Genomic DNA, 24,945 nt, shown 5'->3' on the forward strand with positions numbered 1-24,945 from the left:
TCTATAAGTACTTAACTGGATTTGTATTTTCTTCCGATAAAATGATTGCAAAATTAAGAATTTTTTTTCGAAGAAAATCAACAATATAATTTTTTGTATAGCGTTCGCTCTCAAAATGACCAATATCTGCCAAAAGTAACTTGTTTTCAGCTTCATAAAACTGGTGATACTTCAAATCTGAGGTCAAAAAAGCATCGGCTCCAGACTGAATTGCGTTTTTTATAGCAAAACTTCCTGATCCTCCTAAAACAGCCACTTTTTTTATTTTTTTTTCTAAAAAAGCAGAATGACGAATTCCGTCGGCAATCATTTTTTCTTTTACCAAATGAAGAAAATCTTTTTCATCCATTTCATTTTCGAATTCTCCAACCATTCCTAAACCAATATTCTGGTGCGCATTTTTCAAATCGTAAATTTCATAAGCGACTTCTTCATAAATATGATTAGCGAAAAGTGCTTTTAAAATTCTAGACTGCAAATGTTTTTCGAAAACAACTTCGATTTTGATTTCTTCTCCTGTATGTAATTTTCCTTTTTCTCCAATTACAGGATTACTATCTTCATTTCCCTGAAAAGTAAAAAATCCCTGCGAATTAAAACTGCAATTGTCATAGTTTCCAATGGTTCCTGCACCGGCTTCAAATAGTGCATTTCGAACTTTATCAGCATTATCTGGAACAGTGAAAGTGACTAATTTTTGAATGAAATTTTGCTTCGGAATCAAAACTTTAGTATTTGTTAAACCTAGTGCGTCACAGAAAATTTTATTTACGCCTTGTGCATGATTGTCGAGTGCAGTATGAACGGCATAAATGGCAATGTCATTTTTGATTGCTTTTAAAATAGCACGTTCTACATAATTTTTACCAGTAATTTTTTTGATTCCTGAAAATAATATAGGATGGAAACAAACCACAAGATTACAGTTTTTGGTGATAGCTTCGTTAATTACATTTTCCAAAGCATCATGGCAGACCAAAACTCCAGTACAATCTGTTTCTGAATCTCCTACTAGAAGTCCAACATTATCAAAATCTTCTGCATAGGCAAGAGGAGCCATTTCTTCTAAAACTGATGTAATATTTTTGATTTTCATTTTTTTGTTTTGTTTCAAGTTTTAGGTTTCAAGTTCTTTTGTTTGTTTCAAAACCATAAACAAATTAACGAAAAAAAATATACTTGTAGTAAAATGAAATTAATACCAGAAACAAGCTGTCTATATTTATGGATTATAAATGAGTAGTTTATATTATGTCAACTAAATTGCTGACTTTTCGTATATTTGTAATTCTAAATTAGAAGTCATGACTACAATAAAAATTAATGAAAACACAAAGACAGGAAAAGCATTTATGGAAATGTTTGAAGCTTTTTTTAAAGGTGTTGAAGGTATTGAAATTGTTGAAATTGTTGAAACAGATGATTATGGACAGGTTAATAAGGAAAGAAGCACTTATAATCCTGAGTTTGTAGATATGGTTTTGAAATCTGCTAAGGATAAAAAAAGTACAGAAATTGATCCTAAAGATGTATGGGGAAGTTTAGGATTGAAATAAAGGAACTAGCGAAAAAACAAATTATTCAACATTATAAATCTGGAGATAAAAAGAGTATAAAAAATATTGAAAAGATTCTTTTAGAGCTTTCAGAAACTCCTTTTGAGGGAATTGGAAATCCTGAACCCTTAAAGTATGAACTTACAGGTTTTTGGTCGAGACGAATAAATCAAAAAGACAGAATGATATATTATCTGGAAGATAGTACTGTGACAATTTTTGTCGTTTCTGCAAAAGGTCATTACTCAGATAAATAACTATATGAACTTACTTCGAAAATTACTTTTCCCTTTCGCCATTTTATACGGATTCATTACTTCAATCCGAAATTTTCTTTTTGATAAAGGAGTTTTAAAATCAATTTCATTTGATGTTCCTGTAATTGCTGTGGGAAATCTTAGTGTTGGCGGAACTGGGAAAACACCTCAAATAGAATATTTAATTCGATTATTATCTGATAAATATAAAGTAGCAACATTGAGTCGTGGTTATAAAAGAAAATCGGAAGGTTTTGTTTTGGCTGATCAAAAATCGAATGCTGAAATTCTGGGGGATGAACCCTTTCAGTTTTATCAAAAATTTCCAAATGTTATGGTTGCAGTGGATGCGAATCGTACAAACGGAATTCAACAATTACTTTCACAAAATGAAAAGCCGGAAATTATTTTACTAGACGATGCCTTTCAGCACCGAAAAGTAAAAGCTGGTTTTTATATTCTACTAACTTCTTATGGCGATTTGTATGCAGATGATTTTATGCTTCCGACTGGAAATCTAAGAGAAAGTAGAAGCGGAGCAGAAAGAGCCAATATTGTTGTAGTGACCAAATGTCCCAACGTTTTATCTGATGAAGAACAAGCTGAAATTCGGCTGAAATTAAAGTTGAATTGTTCACAACAAATCTTTTTTACTTTTATAGATTACGATGAAGTAATTTTTGGTGCTTCAGAAAAAATGGCTGTCAGTGAAATTAAATCAGAATCTAAATTGCTTTTGGCTGGAATTGCAAAGCCCAAACCATTTTTCGATTATTTAAAAAATGATCATGATGAATGTTTAACGTTTCCGGACCATCATCATTTTTCGGACGCTGATTTAGATGCCATTCAAAATAAGGCAAACGGAAGAAAAATAATTACAACCGAAAAAGATTATGTCCGTTTAAAAGATTCTAAACTGGTTTCTCAATTGTATTATCTTCCAATAAAAAGTACCTTCATCAATCACCAGCAAAACTTTGATGCTACAATTTTAGAGTATGTATATCAAACTTAGAATCTTAGCAGCTCAGCAACTTAGAATCTTAAAAGAATTAATCAAAAAATTTAGCAATAGTGGTATAGAATTCGTCTGGAACAAATGGTTTAGTAATAACATCATCCATTCCGAAAGAAAGAAGCATATCGCGGTTTTCGTCAAGCGAAATAGCAGTCAAAGCGATAATCGGAGTTGTCTTATCAAATTCGCGAATCAATTTGGTAGCCGTTGTTCCGTTGATGCCAGGAAGGTGAACATCCATTAAAACCATATCAAAACGTTTGACTTTTAAAAGCTCAACAGCATCTTCTCCATTATCTATGATTTCACAGTTAATGTTTTTGTTTTCAAGCATTTTTCGAGTAATCATTTGATTGATTTTGTTGTCCTCAATCAGTAAAATAGATTTGTGTTTCAATTGTGTGTCACTATAAGGTTTTACTTCTTCTACTACTTCCAATGGTTCGTTGTTAATTTTAAAATTTAATTTGAAGGTAAAAGTAGAGCCTTTACCTACTTCGCTTTTTAGTTTTATTTCGCCTCCTAATAGTTCAATAAGTTTTTTTACAATGGTAAGACCAAGTCCGGTTCCTCCGTATTTTCGGTTTACTTCAATAGATCCCTGTGAGAAACTTTCAAAAACAGTTTGAAGTTTGTCTTCTGGAATTCCGATTCCCGTATCTACAATTTCAAAGTAAATCGTAGCCGTGTCGTCTTCTTGAGAATAAAGTTTAGCAATAACGCTTACATGTCCGTTTTGAGTGAATTTTAAAGCGTTGTTGATTAGGTTCAGGATAATTTGAGATAGTTTTGTCGGATCTCCCATTAAACTGTCCGGAATCGATTTGTCTATTTCTAAGTTAAAATAATTTTTATTAGCGGTAGCCAATTCCTTTAATGAACTCTGAATATTGAATAAAAGTTCTTTCAAGTTAAAGCTGATCGTTTCTACCTCAACTTTGGTTGAATCTATTTTATTGATTTCTAAGATTTCGTTGATAAAAGTGGTGAGATAATTTCCAGAAAACTTTAAAGATTCCAGATATTTTAGTTGCTTTTTCTTCGGATTATCTTCAAGTAAAATATGAGTGATTCCATTAATGGCATTTAATGGAGTTCGCAACTCATGACTTACGGTAGATAAAAATTCGGATCTTGCTTTTGAAGCTTTTTCGGCTTTGTTTTTGGCTAAAATCAGTTCCTTGTTTTTTTCGCGAAGTAATAAGTTGTTCTGATTTCTAATAATATTGTTTTTGTATAAAGCCAAACTCAAAAGAGATAAAATCGAAATTAAAGCAATGGCTAAAATGCTGACTAACTTAGAATAACGATAAGTTTTAAGCTGAATTTTTTCTTCGCTTTCTCTTTTGATAGTATTGTTTAAAGATTGATTTTTTTTGAATTTTTCGAATTCATTTAAATCAACTTTAGCATTTTTTAATCTTAAAAGATAATTTTCAAGCTGATAATGCTCATCTAAAAAAGAATAAGCCATATCATAATTTTTGTTCAGTTTATAATATTGACTTATGGCCAAAACTATCTTTGACTTTTTTGGTAAGTCATTGCTTTTTTCGTTGTATTCCAGTGCTTTGTCAAAGTAAATTATAGCAGAATCGTTTCTTTGAAGTTGTGTTTCAATCAGTCCAAGCTGGTAATAAGAATCTACTTTTGTTCTAATAATACCGGGATTGTTAGGTTTTTGAGTAATGCTTTTAAAAGTTTTTGCAGCCAACGAAAGATCGTTATTCTTTTTTTGTGCTAATGCTTTTTGATAGCTAAGAGCTTCTACATGATCCGTGATATTAAGCTCTTTTAGTAAATTCTGAGCTTTCGCATAATAAACATCAGCTGTTTTGTAGTCGCCTTTAGCAGTATTGGCTACACCTATATAATACAAAGCCAAAGCCTTTATACAGCTTGGTTTTAATGTATCGTACAAAGAAACGGTTTTGTGGAAATTCTTTAGCGCCTCTTCAAACTTTCCTTGGTTGTAAAAAATTTTGCCCAATTTCAGGGTTTGATTCGCTACATTTTCTTTTTGGCCATGAACTTCGCAAAAACTGATTGATTTTTGTGTGTAAGCAGCTGCCTGACCGTACTTTTTACTATCAAGATTACTGTTGGCTAGTTTGTTGTAATAGGCAACGCTATCTGTATTCTTTTTGGTTTGAGAATACAAAAACGAGTTAAGAAAACAAACAACAATAAAAAGACAGTATTTCATGTATGGCAATGCTTTTACAATGAATCTTATTTTTTTCTTATTAGTAAAATTAAATCGATCAATCTTGATGAATAGCCAATCTCATTATCGTACCAGCCTACTACTTTTACCATTTTATCGATAACCGAAGTAAGTTGTGCGTCAAACAAACAAGAATGTGTATTGCCAATTACATCTACCGAGACAATTGGATCTTCGGTATAATCTAATATTCCTTTTAAATTTGTTTTTGAGGCTTCTTTAAATGCTTTATTTATTTCTTCAATGCTAACAGCACGTTTAACATTGAAAGTGATGTCGGTTAATGAACCATCGGGTACGGGAACTCTTATTCCACAACCTCCCATTTTGTCATGCAATTTAGGAAAAATTTTTGTTAATGCCTTAGCTGCGCCAGTAGTTGTTGGAACAATTGACTGACTTGCACCTCTTGCACGGCGTAAATCCTTATGTGGCTGGTCATGAAGACTTTGATCTGTAGTAAAAGAATGTATAGTTGTAATGTAAGCTTGCTCAATACCACACAATTCTTCGATAATTTTAATCATCGGAGCAGCATTGTTTGTGGTGCAACTTGCATTAGAAACGATATCTTCATTTCCATCTAAAATAGTCTCATTTACTCCAAGAACTACAGTTTTTATAGTGTCTACTTCAGACGGAGCAGAAAGAATTACTTTTTTTGCGCCTGCTTCCAGGTGTCTGTTTAATTCTTCATGCGTTTTGTATTTTCCAGTCGATTCGATGACAATGTCAATGGAATGCGATTTCCAATCGATATCTAAAATGTTTTTTTCGTGAAAAAAGAAAAAATGCCTTCCGTCTACAATAATACTATTTTCATCATGACTTACTTCAAAAGGCAAAACCCCATGAATACTGTCGTATTTGATTAAATGTGACATGGTTTTGTTATCGGCAATGTCATTTATAGCAACAACTTCGATATCAGGATGATTTAAAAGTAAACGAAATAAATTCCTTCCAATTCTTCCAAATCCATTAATGGCAATTCTTGTTTTCAATTTTTTGGTTATTTGTTTAATCGTTAAAACGGTAAATCGTTTAATCTATGATACAGTTAAACGATTTACCGATTAAAAAGTTAAACTTTTTTATAAAATATGTTTTTGTGCTTTGTATGAAGAACGAACTAATGGTCCACTTTCTACATGTCTGAAACCTAAATCAATTCCGAATTGTTCATAACGGGCAAATTGTTCAGGAGTAATGAATTCTTTTACAGGAAGATGCTTTTTAGATGGTTGTAAATATTGACCAATAGTTACAACGTCTACATTTGCATTTCTTAAATCGGTCATAGTTTGAAAAACTTCTTCTTCTGTTTCTCCTAGACCTAACATAATTCCTGATTTGGTTCTGTTAATGCCTTTTTCTTTCAAATAACGAAGTACTTCTAAACTTCTGTCATATTTAGCCTGAATACGAACCTCACGTGTCAAACGTCTCACAGTTTCCATGTTATGAGAAACGACTTCAGGATTTGCTTCTACAATACGATCTAGATTTCTTTCAATTCCTTGAAAATCCGGAATTAAAGTTTCAAGAGTCGTATTAGGATTCATTCTACGAATCGCTCTTACAGTTTCCATCCAAATAATAGAACCTCCGTCTTTTAAATCATCTCTGTCAACACTTGTAATGACAGCGTGTTTGATGTTCATGATTTTAATAGATCGAGAAACTTTTTCAGGTTCGTCCCAATCTACTGTTTCTGGTCTTCCGGTTTTTACACCACAAAAACCACAAGAACGCGTGCAGACATTTCCTAAAATCATGAAAGTTGCAGTTCCTTCGCCCCAGCATTCTCCCATATTAGGACAGCTTCCCGAAGTACAAATTGTATTTAAACTATATTTATCAACTAAACCTCTTAGTTCAGTATATTTTTGTCCAATTGGCAGTTTTACTTTTAGCCACTTAGGTTTTGCAGTAGTTATATTAGCAGCGGATGTTTCCATATATTAATAATCAAAGCACAAAGATACGGAATGTAGTTCATTTTGAGGACTAAATTTACTTTTCGTTTACTTTTCATATTTCTGTCCTAATCTATTACAAATTTACCTTCAACAGATACTTAGAAATCTCTCCGAAACTAATTTTGTTGTTCATTTAATAGTTTTAGAAAATATGAAAAGAAAATTTATTGTCTTAGGAATTTTGTTTACCATTTTAGGTTTTGTTGAAACAAACGCACAAATACTTTCAGATAAGGCTATGGGAGCTTTAGGAAAAGGCGTTTCAGGATTTACATTTAGCGATGCAGATGCGGTTGCTTTGGCAAAAAAAGCGATCGATGAAATGGATGCTAATAATCCCGTTGCAGGACCAACAGATGGTTACGCTATTCGTTTAAATCGTGTTTTTGGGAAACATGCTTCAAGTGAGGGAGTTACTCTAAATTACAAGGTTTATTTGGTAAAAGATATTAATGCTTTTGCTTGTGCAGACGGTAGTGTTCGTGTATTTGCAGGTTTAATGGATATTATGGATGACAATGAATTGCTAGCTGTTATTGGTCATGAAATTGGTCACGTTGCCAATCATGATACAAGAGATGCGATTAAAGCTGCGTATAAAAAAGAAGCATTGTTAGATGCGGCTTCGTCACAATCAGGTAAATTTGAGACTATTTCAAAATCACAATTAGGAGCATTAGGAAGTGCAATGATTGATAGTAAACACAGCAGAAAGCAAGAGTCTCAAGCAGACTTGTTTTCTTATGATTTTATGAAAAAAAATGGTTACGATGTTAATGCTGTAGAATCGGCTTTTAGAATTTTGCAAAAAATGAGTGAGGGGGCAGATTCTTCTTTTATGACAAAAATGATGAGTTCGCATCCTGATTCTGGAAAAAGAGCTGATGATGCTAAAAAAAGAGCTACAAAAGATGGTTTGTATAAAGCATACGAACAACAGAAAATTGTAAATACTGCTCCGGTTACTACAACAAAAGCAGCGACAAAAACTACTACTAAAAAGACAACAACCAAAAAGAAGTAGTGTTTATATAAAACTTTAAAAAAGGCGAATTGAAGAATTCGCCTTTTTTGGTTATTAGACTATTCGTGAATCACTTGAAATTTTATATCTTTAATTGTTGAAAAAACAAATTTTTTGTGAAATGAAATAGCATTTTTGTTATTTACATTTGTTGTTAAATTGTAATTGTAAAAAATATGAAAAAGAAATTTATAATAGCAGGACTTTTATTTGCAGCATTTGGTATAACTAAAATGACTGCTCAAATTAATTTTGGAGATAAAGCAATAGGGGCAGTTCAAAAAGGAGTAACAGGTTTCACTTTTAGTAATGCTGATGCCGCTAAATTGTCTAAAGAAGCGGTTGACAAATTAGATGCCGAGCATGAAATTGCAGGCCCAACTGATGGTTATACTTTGAGATTAAACCGAGTTTTTGGAAAACATGCTACTACTGACGGATTTACTTTAAATTATAAAGTATATAAAATTAAAGAAGTAAATGCATTTGCAACAGCAGACGGAAGTGTTCGTGTATATTCTGGATTAATGGATATTATGGATGATAATGAGTTGATTGCTGTAATTGGACATGAAATTGGACACGTTGTAAATAATGATTCGAGAGATGCAATTAGAGCTGCTTATCAAAAAGAAGCTTTGATGGATGGGGCAGCTTCTCAATCTGCTACGGTAGCATCAGTTACGGATAGTCAGCTTGGGAAAATAGGAAGCGCTATTATTGATAGTAAATACAGCCGTAAACAAGAATCTGAAGCCGATTTGTTTGCTTATAATTTTATGAAGAAAAACGGTTATAATGTAAACGCTGAAGAATCTGCTTTTAGAATTTTAGCTAAGATGAGTGAAGGATCTCAAGCTTCATTTATTGATCAAATGATGAGTTCTCACCCAGATTCTAATAAAAGAGCTGATGATGCTAAAAAGAGAGCTGAAAAAGATGGAGTTTATAAAGTTTATGCGCAGCAAAAAATTGTAAATACTGCTCCAGCAGCAACTACAACTAAAAAAGCGACAACTACAAAGAAAACAACAACTACAAAAAAGAAATAATAGTAGTTTTTAATGCAATAAGAAACCCGGCATTTGCCGGGTTTTGTTTTTATCCTAAAACGTGAAAAGCTAAAACTTTCTGTACTTCGTAAACATTAACCGATTTGTTGAACTGTTTTACAATACTTGGTTGTTGTTCGCTCGAAATCCAAATTTTCAATTCGGCATCAAGGTCAAAAGTTCCGGCTGTCTCTACGCTAAATCTTGTGATGTTTTTGTAAGCAATCGATTTGTATTCTGTTTTGCTTCCGGTAATTCCTTGTACATCAACTAGAATCAATCTTTTGTTGGTGAAGATAAAAGTATCGCGAATAAGTTTGAAACCCATTTCGATTTCTTCGTTTGTAGTTAGAAGCTGTCCGTATTTTTTAAGTAAATCTTCCTGACTTACAGAACCTGCGTTGCCCATAAGAGCTGAAAATATTCCCATTATTTTATTTTTATTAGTTAAAATGAATTCCGTTTTGAAGGAGTAAAAGTAAATAAAATAGAGAATAAAATTTATTTCTAACGATTAAGAAATTAGGAAGAGTTAAGGTTTGATTTATTCCATAAAAAAAGCAGAACCTAAGTTCTGCTTTTTTTAATTATTCGACTTCCGTTTTGATTGTAATTGGAAGTTTATATGCTGTACGTACTGCTTTTCCGTCAAGAATTCCAGGACTCCATTTTGCTTTTACAGATTTTAAAACTCTGATCGCTTCTTTTCCCATTCCATAACCAGGATCATTTAAAACAATAATGTCAGTGATAGATCCGTCTTTTTCAACAACAAAAGAAAGATAAACTCTTAATGTTTTTTCCATGTCCAATTCTGGTCTGCGGAAATTGTTTCCAACATATTTGTAGAACTCACCGATTCCGCCTGGATATTCAGGAAGTTTGTCTAAGATAGCAGTAGAAACTGGTTCGCCTGTTGATGGCACTGCAGAAACTACGCTTCCGTTTCCTCCGCCTCCTGGAGCTGTTGTTGAGCCATTAGGAGTTCCTGTTCCTTGAACACTTTCTACTACAGGAGCATTGTCTGTGTTTACTGCAATTTTCTCTACAGCATTTTCTGCAGTTGTGATTACAGGATTAACTAACTGTGTTGACTCCGTTTTTGTAGCTGCAGTCTGTTCAACTACAGGCGCTGGTGGAGCGGGTGGTGGTGGCGTTACGGTTGGATTGTAAGGTGTTACAATATGTTCGTCATCAAAGGTCGGAACTTCTGTTACTGGCTCTACAGTTTGTGGCTTAAATTTACTAATCAATACAGGTATGCTTCCCAGAGCCGTTATTAACAATAAACCCATAAAGAGTGCATTAACCGTAGTTCTAGGGTTTTCCTGGCGTAATTGATAAGCACCATACTCTTTGTTTCTGTTTTCGAAAACAAGATCGTTCCACTTGTTTTCATAAATGTTCAATTTAGACATAATTTTTGGGTTTTAAGGTTAAGTAACTTTAAATCATACGCATAAAAGGTTTGGGTTTTGAGCTACAACGAGAAAATTGCAGTTTTAGTATGTGATAATAATTATTTTTTAAGAATAAAAATACGAATAGTATATTTTTCTTTCTTTAAAGATAGGAAATTATCTGTTACGTTCGATGATTTCTGCTAATAATTTTTTTGCACGTAAAAGTTTGACTTTTACACTGCTTAAAGGTTCGTCAATCTTAATAGCAATTTCTTGATAAGACATTTCTTGAAAATAACGAAGTTGAATTACTTCTTGGTAGTGTGGTTTGAGTTCTTTAATGCATAAAAGCAGACGAGAAAGATTCTGCTCTTTAATTAATGCATCTTCTGCAGAGGGAGTAGGGTCGGCGATGTTGTACGCCTGCTGGTCTTCGTTGTCTGTGATTTCGATAAAAAGATTGGTTTTCTTTTTGCGGAGTAAATCTATATAGACATTTTTTGCAATCGCAATAAGCCAAGTATTGAATTGAAATTCAGGATTGTAAGAAGCTATTTTGTCAAAAGCTTTAGAAAAAGTTTCTATGGTAACATCTTCTGCGGTAGTCTCGTTTTCGGTGCGTTTGAGCATAAAAGCGTACACCTCATTCCAATAATGATCTAATAAAAAAGTAAAGGCGATCTGATCGCCTTTTTTTGCTTTTTCTATTTTAGAATTTATTTCCAATATACTGGTTTTGAAAAGATATTAGTTATAAAGATATTAATTTGCGTTAATATAAGCGCTATCTCAACAACTGGAAACCATATTTTAAGATCATTTTCTTTCAGTTTTCCTGCAGAACATCCAATTATGGTCCAAACTACAGTGTAACGTGTTGCTAAAATTGCCAATACTGCAATCCATTGAAATTGAAAAGCAAGTAGAATGATAACTAATAAAAAGAAAAATAATTGTGAAAGGAAAAACAATCCTAACTGCATCTTGTCAAAAAACTTGTAATGTTCTGCGGTAGAAACATGTCTTCTTTTTTGTGTAAACCATTCTCTGAAAGTTCTTTTAGGTTTTGAATACGTAAAGCTTTCAGGTGTATAAGAAATAGTAGTATTTGTTTTATTTGCTGCCTGATTGATAAACAAATCATCATCGCCAGAACGGATCTGAATGTGATCAATAAAACCATTTACATTAAAAAATTCTTCTTTTTTGTAGGCTAAATTTCGACCAACTCCCATGTACGGAAGTCCAGCTTTTGCCCATGAAAAATATTGAAGAGCAGTTAAAACAGTTTCAAAACGAATGACTTTATTTAAAAACGAACGTTCTACTTTTTCATAACCGCCGTAACCTAAAACAATTGTTCTGTTCATTGTAAACTGCGAAGACATTGCTGTAATCCAGTCTTTAGAAGTAGGGTAACAATCGGCATCTGTAAATAATAAATAATCTTTTTTTGCTGCCTTGATTCCAAGTGTTAAAGCGTATTTTTTATTTCCCCAAAAAGCTTCGTTATTTTCTACTTTTACTAAACGAATATTGGAGAATTCTTTTTCAAATTCTTCAAAAACTTCAAGAGTTTCATCACTTGATGCATCATCAATTAAGACGATTTCAAAATCTGGATAATTTTGCTGTGCCAAAAGCGGAATGTACTTTTTTACATTCTCTTCTTCATTTTTTGCACATACAATTACAGAAATTGGAAGATTTTTAGGTGTAATATGTTGCGGTTTGCTAAAAGCAAACTTTCCAAAAATTCCGAGATAATAAGATAGTTGAACAACAACAATAGCAATAAAAAAGTAAAATATGTATATAAGCATCTGATTTATTTGGTTCTATTAATTTTTGCGCTCTGCGACTGCAAATGTACTTATGAATTCGCTAAATTCAATAGCTAAAGCCGATTTACTTTCGGCATTTTGACATTTCTTTTGCAATAGCAATAGACTGAGGGTTTTCAGTTTTTTCTAATTCTGAAATTATGTTCTTGTAATTGTGGTCGTCTCGGTTTTGAGAAAGTTTTTTAGTGGCCTGAATTTCTTCAATTTCAATTTCAAAACCAAAGATTCCTCTCGCTTCACGCATTGTTTTGGCTGACAAATCTTCTACGCGAACAGGGTTTTCAGAGTTTACTTCATACTTGTCAACTAATTTTTTCAATTGTTCTACAGAAGTTTCGTAGTCAACAATTTTGATTCTTCCGTAAACATGTACGGCTATGTAATTCCAAGTTGGAACATTTTCGTGATCGTACCAAGAAGAAGAAATGTAACTGTGCGGACCTGTAAAAACAGCTAAAACCTCATCATTTTCTCTAAAACCTTCTGCCTGTGGATTTAGTTTTGAAATGTGCCCTTCCAAAATTTCTTTCCCTTCAGCATTCAATCCTAATTCTATCGGAATATGTGTTGCTGTAAGTTTTCCATTTGTCTGATTTATCAGGATTCCAAAACTATTTTCTTTTAAAAAAGCTCTGATCTCTTCCTGATTTTCATTTTTATATAAGTCAGGTGTATGCATTTTGTGTTGTTTTACTGTCACGAATTTCACAAATTTCCATGAATTAAATTTGTGCTAATTAGTGAAATTTGTGTTTTAAATCACATTCACTTCTGCTTCGATTTGAATGCCAAAAGTTTCAAAAACCGTTTTCTGAACTTCTTTTGAAACCGCCAAAATTTCCTGTCCAGTCGCGTTTCCGTAATTTACTAAAACCAAAGCCTGATTTTTGTGAACTCCTGCGTCACCAAAACGTTTTCCTTTAAAACCGGCTTGTTCAATCAGCCAGCCTGCAGGGACTTTTACTTCGGTTTCAGAAACTTCGTAAAATTTCATTTCTGGGAATTTTTGATGAATTTTTTCGAAATCAGATTTAGGTATAATTGGATTTTTGAAGAAGCTTCCGCTGTTTCCTAATTCTTTTGGATCGGGTAATTTACTTTGTCTAATGGCAATTACAGCATTACTCACATCTTTTAATGTTGGTTCTGTAATATTGTTTTTAGCCAATTCTGCTAAAATATCTCCGTAAGAAGTATTGATTTTATGATTGCGTTTGGTCAATTTAAAAATAACCGAAGTAATAATATATTGGTTTTTTACTTCATGTTTGAAAATGCTTTCACGATAGCCGAAATTACATTCGTCATTTGTAAAAGTTTTCATTTCCTGAGTTGCAATATTCATCGCTTCGCAAGAAACAAAAGTATCTTTTATTTCAGTTCCGTACGCGCCAATATTCTGTACTGGAGTTGTGCCTACATTTCCAGGAATAAGCGACATGTTTTCTAAACCGCCAAAATTATTGTCGATGGTCCAAAGTACGAAATCGTGCCAAGTTTCACCGGCCTGACTTTCAACCCAGACAAAATCGTCGTCTTCTTTTGTGATTTTTTTTCCTTTTAAATCAATATGAATAACCAAAGCGTCAATGTCTTTCGTTAAAAGCATATTGCTCCCACCTCCTAGAATGAATTTTTTCTCGTCTTTGTTTTCTTGTAAAACTGTTTTTAATTCACTAATAGAATGAACGGCAACAAATTGTTTAGCACTAGCTTCAATACCAAAAGTGTTGTGTTTTTTTAAAGAAAAATTGGATTGGATTTCCATAAATAAAAGGCTTTTTAAGTTCCGAAACTTCGGAAAAATTCTGAGATCAAAAGTAACGATTATAATTTATTTGAGTGGATTTTCTATAAAAAGACTTTTTTCAAAAATTTACTTTATGGCTTCAATAAATTGTTGCATTTCTTTCATTGTGCCAATCGTGATTCTAGTCCATTTTCCATTTTCTTCGTAAATTTTGGTTCCTTGTATGTTGTGATTTTCCAATTGTTTGAAATAATCTTTTTTGTAATTATCTAAAGAGAAATAAACAAAATTGGCGTGAGAAGGAATACAGGTTAAATTGAGTTTGGTGAGTTGTTCGATGGTGTATTTTTTTACTTCTTCATTTAATGAGTGAACTTCTTTAACAAATTTATCATCTTTTAAAGAAGCTATTGCTGCTGCTATTGAAACTACACTGACCGATAAATTAGGAGCAGATTTTAAAGCGCTCAGTTCGTCAATTGTTGAAGAAGATGCAACAGCGTAACCAATTCTCGCGCCAGCCAAACCATACATTTTTGAAAAAGTTTTGGTAACAATTAGATTTTTGTTTTCCGATACAAGGTTGCTAAGCGACTCTTCTTTTGTGAAATCGAGATAGGCTTCGTCAACAAAAACAATGGCTTTTTTTGAGGCTTCTTTTACAAAAGACACCAATTCGTTTCTATCGCATATCGTTCCTGTTGGATTATTAGGATTGCAGATGTAAACCATTTTAGTATCTGTGTCAATTGCTTTTAACATGGCAGCCAAATCATGTTTTTTGTCTGCAGTTAGTGGAACTGTGATTTTTTTAAGTCCTAATTTTTCAGATGGAAATGTCCAATAATCAAAAGTGGTTTCGGCTAGTACGAAATTGCCTTTTTGTAACGCAGTATATTGGAGAACTAAATCTAAAATTTCTGTTGAACCAGCTCCTAGAAGAATATTGCGATCTGAAACATTGTTTTTCTTAGCAATAAGCGAAATTAATTCACCAGAAAGATCCCAGCCGTAACGATTGCTGTTATTGATGCTTTTCTGCATGGCGATGCGCGCCAGCGGAGAAGGACCGTACGGATTTTCATTTGATCGCAATAAAATAGGAGATCTTTCTAAATCTGAAAAAATATACTTTTCAGGTGGAGTATTTGCAAATGCTTCAAATTGGCAAAAGCCTAATCCTATTGCGCCTAAACTTACTTTTTTGAGCCAATCTCTTCTATTGTTCATAATTTTTTCAGATTAAATTAAATCGTGTATTGAACAATATGTCGTTGAGATTCAAGAAAAGTTACGAGGTTTTTTTTTCGGTTGAAGCGGAATAAAAACCAATAAAAGAAACCAAATTAAAAAACCTCCTCCTAAAGACATAAAGAACCATTGTAATTTCTTGCCATTTCTTTTTTCAAAAGGTTCGTTATGTGCAATTAATAAAATAGGTTTCTTGAAATCGTAATGTGTGTTTTCTTCGATTGCATCGTTAAAATTGTCATGTTTGTCTGTGTTTCCAAGTAATTCTAAATAGGTAAATTGTGTAAAATCTGTTCTTTTGAATTCTTCGTCAGATCTTTCAGCCAATTCTTTGAATTTGAACTTCTTTTCGTCAATAGATAATCGATTGCTTATTTGAGATGAGTATCTTTCTCCTAACCAATAATCGCATTCGAATTTAGAGGTGTCTTTGGCTGTTTCTAAAATGGGCATTGCAACATAAATGGACATATTGAAATGCTCATTATTTTTTCCCGATACATCGCTGACTCTTACAGCACCATAATTTTTTTTATCAATATATTTTTTTTGTAAAGTGTAATACTTTGTTTTTTCGTGTTTCTGAATGTCTGAAATTGTTTTAAGCGAAGTCAGTTTTCCTGTCGCTGTGCTCAAATATTCTTGAGCAATAATTGTTGATATTGCTATGGTAAAACCAGCCAAAAGTTGAAAACCATAAGATTTACGATCTTCTTTAAATTTTAAAAATCGTAATCTTGGACTTAGAAAAAAATAAATAAATATCCACGGCAATGCCATTGGGAGAAAGAATTTTAAAAGCGTTTCTTTTACAGAGAATAATTCGAGTTTTATAAATAAAAGCCAGTTTAAAAAGGTATAGATAAGAATGAAACTAATTGAAACAGCAATAAAAGGAAGGTAGATAAGTTTGATTTTTTCTAAAAGATCTTTCATTCTTTGGATTCTATAATTTAGTAGGTTTTATTAAATATTAGTTCAATTTGGAATTGAGCAACTCATGATATTTCTGTGAAATGATTTTCATGTTAAGATCATAATTCGCGTTTTCTTCCACAAATTTCCTATTTTGAATAATGGCTTGATTTCGTATTTCTGGATTTTCAAAAGACCAAACTAGTTCTTCGGCAAGCATTTCGATGTTATCTATTCCAACTAATTGACCATTTTCTCGATGCGTAATCCAGCTTTGATTTCCAGGAATATCAGAAACTACAGGAAAGCAGTTGCAAGCCATTGCTTCAAACAAAGAGGCGGAAACGCCTTCTGTAATTGGCATGCTGATGTAAATGTTGGATTGCTGCAATAATTTAGGAAGTTCTGTGTTCGGAATTCTTCCTGTAAAAATTACTTTATTTTCGAGTTGAAGCTCTTTTGTTAAATCTTTCAAAAACTGCAATCTCGTTCCGTCTCCGACAATGGTCAAAGAAAAATCGATTCCTTTTTGGTTTAAAATTCCAAAAGCTTTTAAAATAGAATCATGGCGATATTCTGGTTGAAGCGAACGTGTTACAATAGCTTCAATTTTGTTTGAGTTATTTGTTGAAGGTGTAAAAAGCGATAAATCAATTCCTTTTGGAAGTATTACAACTTTATTCATATCAACACCCGTTTCTTTCATGTGAATTGCCATAACAGGTCCCCAAGCATGAATTAAATGCGCTTTTTTAAAAGCATATTTCTGAATGATTTTTTTATAAAGGTATAAAGCAGAATCCTCCGGCCATAAATCGGTTCGGCCTTGCTGTGCGATCGCTATGGTTTTAGATCCTGATATTGCAGCAAGAAAACCGTAACTGGTAGTTCTTTCTGCAATAACCATATCTGGTTTTTCTTTTTTAATGATTTTTCGAATGGTAATAGGGGCAAAAAAATACTCTAAAATACGTTTGAATCTTGAAGTGTTTGGTGTTTGAAGTTCCCAAGTGATAATGTCAAAATCGCCAAATTCTTTCAGGCCTTTCATCCAAGTTATGGCGTCGGCGCGATAAGATTCTCCAAGAAAAAGTATTTTTCTTTTCATTCAAGTGTGTTTTTTTTGCCACGAATTTCACGAATTTTCACAAATTAATTCGTGGCAATTCGTGAAATTCGTGGCAACCTTCTTTTTTAAAATTCCTCAGTTTCTAAAGCACGATTGATAAAATCATTCAAAGGTTTAAGAGCAATTAGTTTTTGGCTCATTTTCTTTACGAAATCTTTTTCCAACACTTCGGAAACATTGTAAACTTGAGTTGCTGTGAAACTTTTTAGTTTTAAATACTCAATTGCAGGATGGTCTTTTTCGTAACCGCGGGGCATACTTTTAAGAGAATTATTTTCGTTGATGTCTAAATTTCCAAACTCTTTTTTAAAGTTTTTATCATTTAAAATTTCCTGTAAATCATCATAGAAAAAAGCAATTTCTTTACGGACTTTCTTTAAATCTTCCGCTTCAGGCGAATAAAATCCTCCGGCGATAAAACTGGCACCTTTTTCAATATGAACATAATATCCGGCACGGTTCGCGCCTTTTGCTCCTGTAGACATCCAAACGCCTAAATGTGCTTTGTATGGAGATTTATCTTTAGAAAAACGAATATCTCGGTTAATTCTAAAAGTACAGTTTTTAACTTCTAATAATTCTAAAGAAGGATCAAGTGGTTTCGTTTCATCAAGAAAATCACTCACCAATTGATGGTAATCTTTCTTGAAAACTTCGTATCTCTTTTTGTTTTCCTGAAACCATTCTCGATTGTTGTTTTTTCTTAAATCGTCTAAAAATTGCAATGATTCTTTCGTAAGCATATTCTTTTTTGTTTTATTGCAGTTAATGTTTGGGCTAATTTACTGATTTCTGAAGGAAAAGTTTGCCACGAATTTCACGAATTTGCACTAATTTTTAATTGCTTGAAGTTAAATTTTGACAAAGTTTCAAGCTTTGTCAAAGTTTTAATTTGTGTGAATTCGTGAAATTAGTGGCAAAAAACTAAATCATAAATTAAATATCTTATAGCTCTGATGTGTCGATTTTACAATCGCTTCGGTTCTTTCTGGATGAGTATCAGAAATAAAAAGCTGTCCAAATGTTTCGCTGTTTACCATTTCTACAATCTTGGCTACACGAGTTTCATCTAACTTATCAAAGATATCGTCAAACAAAAGAATAGGTTTTACGCCGCTTTGTTTTTTCAAGAATTCAAATTGTGCCAACTTTAAAGCAATCAGAAATGATTTTTGCTGACCTTGCGATCCGAATTTTTTTATCGGATGCGAATCAATTTCAAAAGACAAGTCATCTTTATGAATGCCGACAGTGGTGTAATGAAGTGCCCTGTCTTTGTTGATGTTTTCTTGTAAAAGTATTAATAAGTCTTTTTCAAACAAATGACTTTCGTAAACCAGTTGCACAGATTCTTCAGATCCTGTAATGGCTTGGTGATGTACATTAAATATAGGTATAAATTGTTCTAAGAAATTTTTTCGTTTTTCAAAGATTGATTTTCCGAATTCATTTAATTGTTCATTATATATAGATAAAGTGTCGTTGTCAAATGTATGATTGAGCGCAAAATACTTCAAAAGAGCATTTCGCTGTACAATCACTTTTTGGTATTGAATAAGCTGATGTAAATAAGTAGAATCTAGCTGCGAAATTACACTGTCCATAAATTTACGGCGTGTTTCGCTTCCTTCCACAATTAAATCTCTATCGGCTGGTGAAATAATTACAAGTGGAATAAATCCAATATGATCAGAAAATTTATCGTATGCTTTTCCGTTTCGCTTTAATACTTTTTTCTGTCCTTTTTTTAAACTGCAAACAATCTGTTCTGTTCTTTCATTTTTTTCGAGCTCGGCATCAATTACAAAAAACTCTTCGCCGTGTTTGATATTTTGAACGGCAAGCGGATTAAAATAGCTTTTTCCATAAGCCAAATGGTAAATAGCATCTAGAACGTTGGTTTTTCCAATGCCGTTTTTACCCACAAAGCAGTTGATTTTGATGTCGAAATCAAAACTAGCTTCAGAAAAGTTTTTATAATTGAATAAAGAGATTTTGTTTAAATGCATTTTTTAGGGACTCCAGATGTAAAATTTACTGTTTTGAATCAGTAAAAATTTGAGGGTGCAAATTACCGAAAATTATCGATATAATTGAGTTCAGAGCGATTCTCAGCCGATTTATTTTGTTGCTTGAAAGAAACAAGATGCGAATAAGAAAAATATTTCTTTTAAAATAGTGATAAAATTGAAATTTTTTACGTCATTTTCAATAAAAATTTTATTTTTGCCGTTCACTAAATAAATTTTAAATGGCAACTTACAATAAAAGAGGATATAAGACACCAAAAGAAAAGGAAGTTAAAGAAGTTACAGAAGAACAACAGGTAATTATTGACGAAAAAGACAGTACAACAGCTGCTGTTTTCTCAAAATTAGATGAAACGGCTTCTAAAACTGAGGATTGGGTGGCTAAGAATCAAAAAATCATTATTGGTTTAGTTGCTGGTATTGCGGTTGCTGCAATTGGATATTTAAGTTACCAAAAATTCATTGCAACTCCAAAACAAGATGAGGCTGCAAGCGAAATGTTTGTTGCTCAGCAAAACTTTGAAAAAGCAGTAAATGGTGTTTCTAGCGATTCATTGTTCAAATTATCATTAAACGGTTCAGAAGGTAAATTCGGATTTATTAAAATCGCTGATGAATATTCTGGAACTGATGCTGGAAATTTAGCGAACTACTATGCTGGTATGGCTTATTTAAATACAGGTAAATTTGACGAAGCTATTAAATATTTAGGTGAATTTAAATCTGAAGATGCAATTTTAAGTGCTTTAGCGAAAGGTGCAACTGGAGATGCTTATTCTCAAAAAAATAACCCAAAAGAAGCTTTGTCTTTCTATATTAAAGCTGCTGAATCTAACAAAAACGATTTTACTACACCTCGTTTCTTGTTAAAAGCTGGAAAAACGGCTTTAGCTTTAGGTCAGAAAGAAGATGCGTTAAAATATTTTAATGATATCAAAGATAATTACGACAGTGCTCCAGAAGCAGCATTAGTTGACGCTTTGATTGGATTAGCGCAATAAATATTATTGTAGAGTTAAGATTTTAGATTTTAGATTCGTAATTTAGCAATCTGAAATTTATAAATCTAATATCTAAAATATACAGATGGCTACTGAAAATAAAAATCTATCAGAATACGATAAAAACACAATCCCAAATGCGAAAGACTTTCGATTTGGGATTGTTGTTTCTGAATGGAATGATACTATAACAGAAGGGCTTTACAATGGAGCTTTTGAAGCTTTGGTTGATTGTGATGTTCCTGCTCAACAAATTATCCGTTGGAATGTTCCAGGGAGTTTTGAGTTGATTTATGGAGCAAAAAAAATGCTTCAGACGCAAAATGTAGACGCTGTTATCGTAATTGGTTGCGTTATTCAGGGAGAAACTAAACATTTTGATTTTGTATGCGAAGGCGTTACACAAGGAATTAAAGATTTGAATGTACAAACCGATATTCCTGTTATTTTCTGTGTTTTAACAGATAATAATATGCAGCAGTCTATTGATAGAAGTGGGGGAGTTCATGGAAATAAAGGAACCGAAGCTGCTATAGCTGCAATTAAAATGGCGTATATTCGTCAACAGGCTTCTATTGCTCACGCTTTCAATCAGCCATTATTGACTTCGGGAGCGCTTCAAATTGAGGATTCTCCACGAAAAATAGAGAACGAATAAAACACTTTTGTTTTAAAAATATTTAAACCTATACTGTGTCACAATAGTATAGGTTTTTTGTTTTTTTTATGATATCTCTTATTCTGAAAGCCAACCAAAATTTACTAAATTTGTATTTCTTGGTTTATAAAAACTAATCTAAACTTTAAAACTATTTTTGCTTAATGTCGAGTATTATCCAATTGCTTCCTGATCACGTTGCTAACCAAATTGCTGCTGGAGAAGTGGTTCAAAGACCCGCTTCAGTCGTAAAAGAATTGTTAGAAAATGCTGTTGATGCAAAAGCAACTGACATTAAATTGATTATAAAAGATGCTGGTAAATCATTAGTGCAAGTAATTGATAATGGTGTCGGAATGACCGTTACAGATGCTCGTTTGTGTTTTGCGCGTCATGCTACTTCAAAAATTCGTCAGGCTGAAGATTTGTTTTCGCTTGGAACAAAAGGTTTTCGTGGAGAAGCTTTGGCTTCTATTGCTGCGATCGCGCACATGGAAATGAAAACCAAACAAGATCAGGACGAGCTTGGAACTCATATTGTAATTGAAGGAAGTAAATTTGTTTCGCAGGAAGTGGCAGTTTTGCCAAAAGGAACTTCATTTGCGGTTAAAAACTTGTTTTATAATATTCCGGCCCGCCGTAATTTCTTAAAATCAGATACAGTCGAATTTCGCCACGTTATGGATGAATTTCAGCGTGTGGCGTTAGCGCATCCAAATATTCACTTCAGTTTTTACCATAACGGAAGTGAAATGTATAATCTTCCTGCTGCTGGTTATCGTCAGAGAATTGTGGGTATTATGTCTGGTAAAACCAATGAAAAATTGGTGCCAGTAAATGAAGAAACAGATATTATCAGTATTCAGGGATTTGTTTGCAAACCTGAATTTGCTAAGAAGAATAGAGGAGAACAATTCTTTTTTGTAAACGATCGTTTTATTAAAAGTGGTTATCTGCATCACGCCGTAATGTCGGCTTATGACGGATTGCTTAAAGATGGTTCGCAGCCAAGTTATTTTCTTTATCTACAAGTTCCGCCAAATACAATTGATATTAATATTCATCCAACTAAAACAGAGATTAAGTTTGATGATGAATCTGCATTATATGCTATTTTAAGAGCGTCAATCAAACATAGTTTGGGACAATTTAATGTTGCTCCAGTTTTAGATTTTGATAGAGATTCTAATTTAGATACGCCCTATCATTACAAAGATATGGAGGCAGAAACGCCAACTATTCAAGTAGATGGAACTTTTAATCCGTTTACAGATGATAAGACGAATCAACATTACAGTAAAACAAGTTCTGGATCTGGATATAGTTCGGGATCGAGTTATAGCTCTGGTTCTGGCTCTTCTTCATCTTCTGGCTCGTCTTTCTCAGGATCTTCTTATTCTGGATACTCAAAACGTGTTGAACCAACAGCGAGTTGGGAAAGTTTGTATGTTGGTTTAGATACGGAAAACCCTGAGACTATAGAAAGTTCGCCTTTTACATTCGAAAATGAAGAAGTAACCTCTTCTTTGTTTAATGATGATGAGGTAGAGCAGGCGACTAAAAAAACGTATCAAATTCATAAAAAATACATTGTTTCGCCAATTAAATCAGGAATGGTTATCGTGGATCAACAGCGTGCGCATCAACGTATTTTGTATGAGCAATTTTTGCTGAATATGACGGTAAATCAAGCGGCAAGTCAGCAATTACTTTTTCCATTAGATTTGTTCTATTCTGCCTCTGAAATGGAATTGATAGAAGAATTAAAGCCTTCTCTGGAAACAACAGGTTTTGTTTTTGACGAAAGTAAAACCGATCATATTGTAGTTTCTGGAATCCCTGTAAATATTACAGAAAGTGAAGTTTCTCTGGTAATCGAACAATTGTTAAGTGATTTGCAGGATGGAATTCCAGCAAACAGCTATAGTCAGAATGATACGATTGCTAAATCAATGGCTAAAAGCTTGGCGGTTAAAACAGGGTCTTATTTAACCGAAAAAGAACAAGATAATTTAGTAAACGGTTTGTTTGCTTGTAAAGATCCAAATATTTCACCTTTTCAAAAACCTACTTTCATTACCATGCGTGTGGAAGATATAGATAAAAAGTTTGCAGTATGATGAATATGACTCCGGTAGTTAAACAACTACTTATTATTAATATTATATTTTTTATTGGTTCTCAGTTGGTTCCAGTTTCGTATGACTATTTAATGTTGTATTATCCAGAAAGTGATCACTTTAGGATATGGCAGATTATTACGCATATGTTTATGCATGCACCACTGCCGAATTTTGCACATATTCTTTTTAATATGTTTGCATTGTATAGCTTTGGTTCTGCTTTAGAACATTTTTGGGGAGGAAAGAAATTCTTGTTTTTCTATATCTCTTGCGGACTAGGAGCGGCCTTGCTTCATACTGGAGTAAATTATCTACAGTTGCAATCACTTTTAAGTTCTGTTTCTGATTTAAACTTATCAAAAGCAGACTTGCATTTGATTTTAAATGCAGACTATCAGTCTTTGTTTGATGCAAATGGTAAAATGATGCAGGGAGAAATTGCTACAATATTAAATAATGCACATTGTACTCAGGAACAGTTTAATGCTTTGGCGCAAGCGGGAGGGATTATGCAATCTCCAGTTTTGGGAGCTTCGGGGGCGATTTATGGTTTGTTGACCGCTTTTGCGTTTATGTTTCCAAATGCACAACTTGGATTGTTGTTTATTCCGATTCCTATTAAAGCGAAATATTTTGTGCCAGGGATTTTAGCAATTGATTTGTTTTTAGGATTTAAAGGAAGTTCTTTGTTTGGAAGTGGCGGAACAGGAATTGCGCATTTTGCACACGTTGGTGGAGCAATTGCTGGTTTTTTAATGATGTTGTACTGGAAAAAAAATCAGTTTAACAACAATCGTTGGAATTAATTTCTAACTTTAAGTTCAAATTCTAAAACAAAAGAAGTTTCTATGAATATTCTAGACGATTTAAAATTACAATATAGATTGGGAGGTGTTGCTATGCGCGTTATTTACTGGAATATCGCATGCTTTATTGTCTCATTGATATTTTTTTATCAATATTCAATTGGTCAGTTTGACTTTCCAAGTTGGATTGCGTTATCGTCAGATCCTCAGGTTTTTATGTTCAAGCCATGGACATTTTTAACCTATGCTTTTTTTCACGACGGATTTTTTCATTTGTTGTTTAATATGATGGTGCTTAATTTTGCTAGTTCATTATTCCTGACTTATTTTACTCAAAAACAATATTTAGGATTATATCTTCTAAGTGCCATTTTCGCGGGAATTATTTTTGCTTTAAGTTTTTATGTTTTAGGAACAGCTGCTTCTATAGTTGGAGCTTCAGCAGCGATCATGGCGATTTTAGTTGCGGCAACGACATATTCTCCGTTAATGAATGTTCGATTGTTTTTGTTCGGAAATGTTAAGCTTTGGCATATTACGGCTGTTATTTTAATTTTAGATTTAATGCAGTTTCGCCTGGATAATACAGGCGGGCATATTTCTCATCTTGCAGGTGCTTTCTTCGGATTTGTTTATATTAAACTCTTGCAAAATGGTACAGATTTAAGTACTGTTGTTTCCAGAACATTAGATTTCTTTGTAAATCTTTTTAGAAAATCTCCTTCGACCCCATTTAAAAAAGTTCATAAAAATTACAAAAAACCTACAGAAAAATCAACATCAAGAATTGTGACGAAAGACAAAACGCAGCAACAGATTGATGAAATTTTAGATAAAATCAGTCAGTCTGGTTATGATTGTCTGACCAAAGAAGAAAAAGAGTTTCTATTTAAAGCTGGAAAATAAACTTGTAGGA

Annotated in this window: 25 protein-coding genes; 10 read left to right on the plus strand and 15 right to left on the minus strand. The window is 33.0% G+C overall.

Annotation, left to right across the window (positions count from 1 at the left end; genetic code table 11):
- Window position 1: 1 nt before the first annotated feature.
- Window positions 2–1,096: a Nif3-like dinuclear metal center hexameric protein gene (locus NQQ59_RS09150; RefSeq protein WP_144217848.1), complete on the minus strand. Its 1,095-nt coding sequence runs from the start codon at window positions 1,094–1,096 to the stop codon at window positions 2–4.
- Window positions 1,097–1,304: 208 nt separating this feature from the next.
- On the opposite strand from NQQ59_RS09150, the gene NQQ59_RS09155 reads away from it, so the two are divergent.
- From NQQ59_RS09155 to lpxK, 3 genes are read left to right on the plus strand one after another with little or no spacing between them, the layout of a single operon-like run.
- On the plus strand, window positions 1,305–1,556 hold the full coding sequence (locus tag NQQ59_RS09155; RefSeq protein WP_144217850.1) for a DUF2683 family protein: 252 nt from the start codon (window positions 1,305–1,307) through the stop codon (window positions 1,554–1,556).
- A complete protein-coding gene (locus NQQ59_RS09160) occupies window positions 1,532–1,813 on the plus strand; it encodes a Txe/YoeB family addiction module toxin (RefSeq protein WP_144217852.1) in 282 nt (93 codons plus the stop codon). Before NQQ59_RS09155 ends, NQQ59_RS09160 begins: the two co-directional genes overlap by 25 nt.
- Window positions 1,814–1,817: 4 nt before the next feature.
- Complete coding sequence (gene lpxK / locus NQQ59_RS09165; RefSeq protein ID WP_144217854.1) at window positions 1,818–2,831, plus strand: tetraacyldisaccharide 4'-kinase; 1,014 nt, start codon at window positions 1,818–1,820, stop codon at window positions 2,829–2,831.
- Between the two features lie 37 nt (window positions 2,832–2,868).
- On the opposite strand, the gene NQQ59_RS09170 is transcribed toward lpxK, so the two are convergent.
- From NQQ59_RS09170 to lipA, 3 genes are all read right to left on the minus strand, one after another.
- On the minus strand, window positions 2,869–5,040 hold the full coding sequence (locus NQQ59_RS09170; RefSeq protein ID WP_144217856.1) for an ATP-binding protein: 2,172 nt from the start codon (window positions 5,038–5,040) through the stop codon (window positions 2,869–2,871).
- Window positions 5,041–5,066: 26 nt separating this feature from the next.
- Window positions 5,067–6,065: a type I glyceraldehyde-3-phosphate dehydrogenase gene (gene gap / locus NQQ59_RS09175; RefSeq protein ID WP_144217858.1), complete on the minus strand. Its 999-nt coding sequence runs from the start codon at window positions 6,063–6,065 to the stop codon at window positions 5,067–5,069.
- A gap of 90 nt (window positions 6,066–6,155) precedes the next feature.
- Window positions 6,156–7,022 (minus strand): lipoyl synthase, encoded by an 867-nt coding sequence (gene lipA, locus NQQ59_RS09180; protein ID WP_144217860.1) that lies wholly within the window; start codon window positions 7,020–7,022, stop codon window positions 6,156–6,158.
- A 172-nt stretch (window positions 7,023–7,194) separates the two neighbouring features.
- Between lipA and NQQ59_RS09185 the strand changes: the two genes are divergently transcribed.
- Together NQQ59_RS09185 and NQQ59_RS09190 are read left to right on the plus strand one after the other, a co-directional pair.
- Complete coding sequence (locus NQQ59_RS09185; protein WP_144217862.1) at window positions 7,195–8,067, plus strand: M48 family metalloprotease; 873 nt, start codon at window positions 7,195–7,197, stop codon at window positions 8,065–8,067.
- A 176-nt stretch (window positions 8,068–8,243) separates the two neighbouring features.
- On the plus strand, window positions 8,244–9,119 hold the full coding sequence (locus NQQ59_RS09190; protein WP_144217864.1) for a M48 family metalloprotease: 876 nt from the start codon (window positions 8,244–8,246) through the stop codon (window positions 9,117–9,119).
- 49 nt (window positions 9,120–9,168) lie between these two features.
- Here the strand turns inward: NQQ59_RS09190 and NQQ59_RS09195 are convergent, their stop codons facing one another.
- The 11 genes from NQQ59_RS09195 to recF all read right to left on the minus strand — a co-directional run bounded on the left by NQQ59_RS09195 (window position 9,169) and on the right by recF (window position 19,420).
- Window positions 9,169–9,549 (minus strand): PH domain-containing protein, encoded by a 381-nt coding sequence (locus tag NQQ59_RS09195; RefSeq protein WP_144217866.1) that lies wholly within the window; start codon window positions 9,547–9,549, stop codon window positions 9,169–9,171.
- A 157-nt stretch (window positions 9,550–9,706) separates the two neighbouring features.
- The gene (locus tag NQQ59_RS09200) at window positions 9,707–10,537 is read right to left on the minus strand and encodes an energy transducer TonB (protein ID WP_144217868.1); all 831 of its coding nucleotides are present in this window, start codon (window positions 10,535–10,537) and stop codon (window positions 9,707–9,709) included.
- Window positions 10,538–10,696: 159 nt separating this feature from the next.
- Complete coding sequence (locus NQQ59_RS09205) at window positions 10,697–11,248, minus strand: RNA polymerase sigma factor (RefSeq protein ID WP_144217870.1); 552 nt, start codon at window positions 11,246–11,248, stop codon at window positions 10,697–10,699.
- Window positions 11,239–12,345: a glycosyltransferase gene (locus NQQ59_RS09210; RefSeq protein WP_144217872.1), complete on the minus strand. Its 1,107-nt coding sequence runs from the start codon at window positions 12,343–12,345 to the stop codon at window positions 11,239–11,241. The genes NQQ59_RS09205 and NQQ59_RS09210 overlap by 10 nt, the downstream gene beginning before the upstream one ends.
- 85 nt (window positions 12,346–12,430) lie before the next feature.
- The gene (locus NQQ59_RS09215; protein ID WP_144217874.1) at window positions 12,431–13,045 is read right to left on the minus strand and encodes an FMN-binding negative transcriptional regulator; all 615 of its coding nucleotides are present in this window, start codon (window positions 13,043–13,045) and stop codon (window positions 12,431–12,433) included.
- Between the two features lie 75 nt (window positions 13,046–13,120).
- Entirely contained in the window at window positions 13,121–14,134 is a 1,014-nt protein-coding gene (murB, locus tag NQQ59_RS09220) for a UDP-N-acetylmuramate dehydrogenase (RefSeq protein WP_144217876.1), read from the minus strand.
- Window positions 14,135–14,242: 108 nt separating this feature from the next.
- Window positions 14,243–15,346 carry a histidinol-phosphate transaminase gene (gene hisC / locus NQQ59_RS09225; RefSeq protein ID WP_144217877.1) on the minus strand — a complete coding sequence of 368 codons (1,104 nt, stop codon included), beginning with the start codon at window positions 15,344–15,346 and terminating at the stop codon, window positions 14,243–14,245.
- A gap of 51 nt (window positions 15,347–15,397) precedes the next feature.
- Complete coding sequence (locus NQQ59_RS09230) at window positions 15,398–16,303, minus strand: hypothetical protein (protein WP_144217879.1); 906 nt, start codon at window positions 16,301–16,303, stop codon at window positions 15,398–15,400.
- 37 nt (window positions 16,304–16,340) lie between these two features.
- Entirely contained in the window at window positions 16,341–17,390 is a 1,050-nt protein-coding gene (locus NQQ59_RS09235) for a glycosyltransferase (RefSeq protein WP_144217881.1), read from the minus strand.
- A gap of 86 nt (window positions 17,391–17,476) precedes the next feature.
- Window positions 17,477–18,154 carry a DUF2461 domain-containing protein gene (locus NQQ59_RS09240; RefSeq protein WP_144217883.1) on the minus strand — a complete coding sequence of 226 codons (678 nt, stop codon included), beginning with the start codon at window positions 18,152–18,154 and terminating at the stop codon, window positions 17,477–17,479.
- A gap of 186 nt (window positions 18,155–18,340) precedes the next feature.
- Entirely contained in the window at window positions 18,341–19,420 is a 1,080-nt protein-coding gene (gene recF / locus NQQ59_RS09245; protein WP_144217885.1) for a DNA replication/repair protein RecF, read from the minus strand.
- Between the two features lie 242 nt (window positions 19,421–19,662).
- Between recF and NQQ59_RS09250 the strand changes: the two genes are divergently transcribed.
- The 5 genes from NQQ59_RS09250 (at window position 19,663) to NQQ59_RS09270 (ending at window position 24,935) form a co-directional block, all read left to right on the plus strand.
- Window positions 19,663–20,442 carry a tetratricopeptide repeat protein gene (locus NQQ59_RS09250; protein ID WP_144217887.1) on the plus strand — a complete coding sequence of 260 codons (780 nt, stop codon included), beginning with the start codon at window positions 19,663–19,665 and terminating at the stop codon, window positions 20,440–20,442.
- A gap of 85 nt (window positions 20,443–20,527) precedes the next feature.
- Complete coding sequence (gene ribH / locus NQQ59_RS09255; RefSeq protein ID WP_144217889.1) at window positions 20,528–21,100, plus strand: 6,7-dimethyl-8-ribityllumazine synthase; 573 nt, start codon at window positions 20,528–20,530, stop codon at window positions 21,098–21,100.
- Between the two features lie 164 nt (window positions 21,101–21,264).
- Window positions 21,265–23,220, plus strand: coding sequence for a DNA mismatch repair endonuclease MutL (mutL, locus tag NQQ59_RS09260; RefSeq protein ID WP_144217891.1), 1,956 nt, complete (start codon window positions 21,265–21,267; stop codon window positions 23,218–23,220).
- On the plus strand, window positions 23,217–24,029 hold the full coding sequence (locus tag NQQ59_RS09265; RefSeq protein WP_186296622.1) for a rhomboid family intramembrane serine protease: 813 nt from the start codon (window positions 23,217–23,219) through the stop codon (window positions 24,027–24,029). Before mutL ends, NQQ59_RS09265 begins: the two co-directional genes overlap by 4 nt.
- A gap of 42 nt (window positions 24,030–24,071) precedes the next feature.
- Window positions 24,072–24,935: a rhomboid family intramembrane serine protease gene (locus tag NQQ59_RS09270; RefSeq protein ID WP_144217893.1), complete on the plus strand. Its 864-nt coding sequence runs from the start codon at window positions 24,072–24,074 to the stop codon at window positions 24,933–24,935.
- The last annotated feature ends 10 nt before the right edge of the window (window positions 24,936–24,945 follow it).

The organism is Flavobacterium panacis, assembly GCF_024649945.1.
Lineage (GTDB): Bacteria > Bacteroidota > Bacteroidia > Flavobacteriales > Flavobacteriaceae > Flavobacterium > Flavobacterium panacis.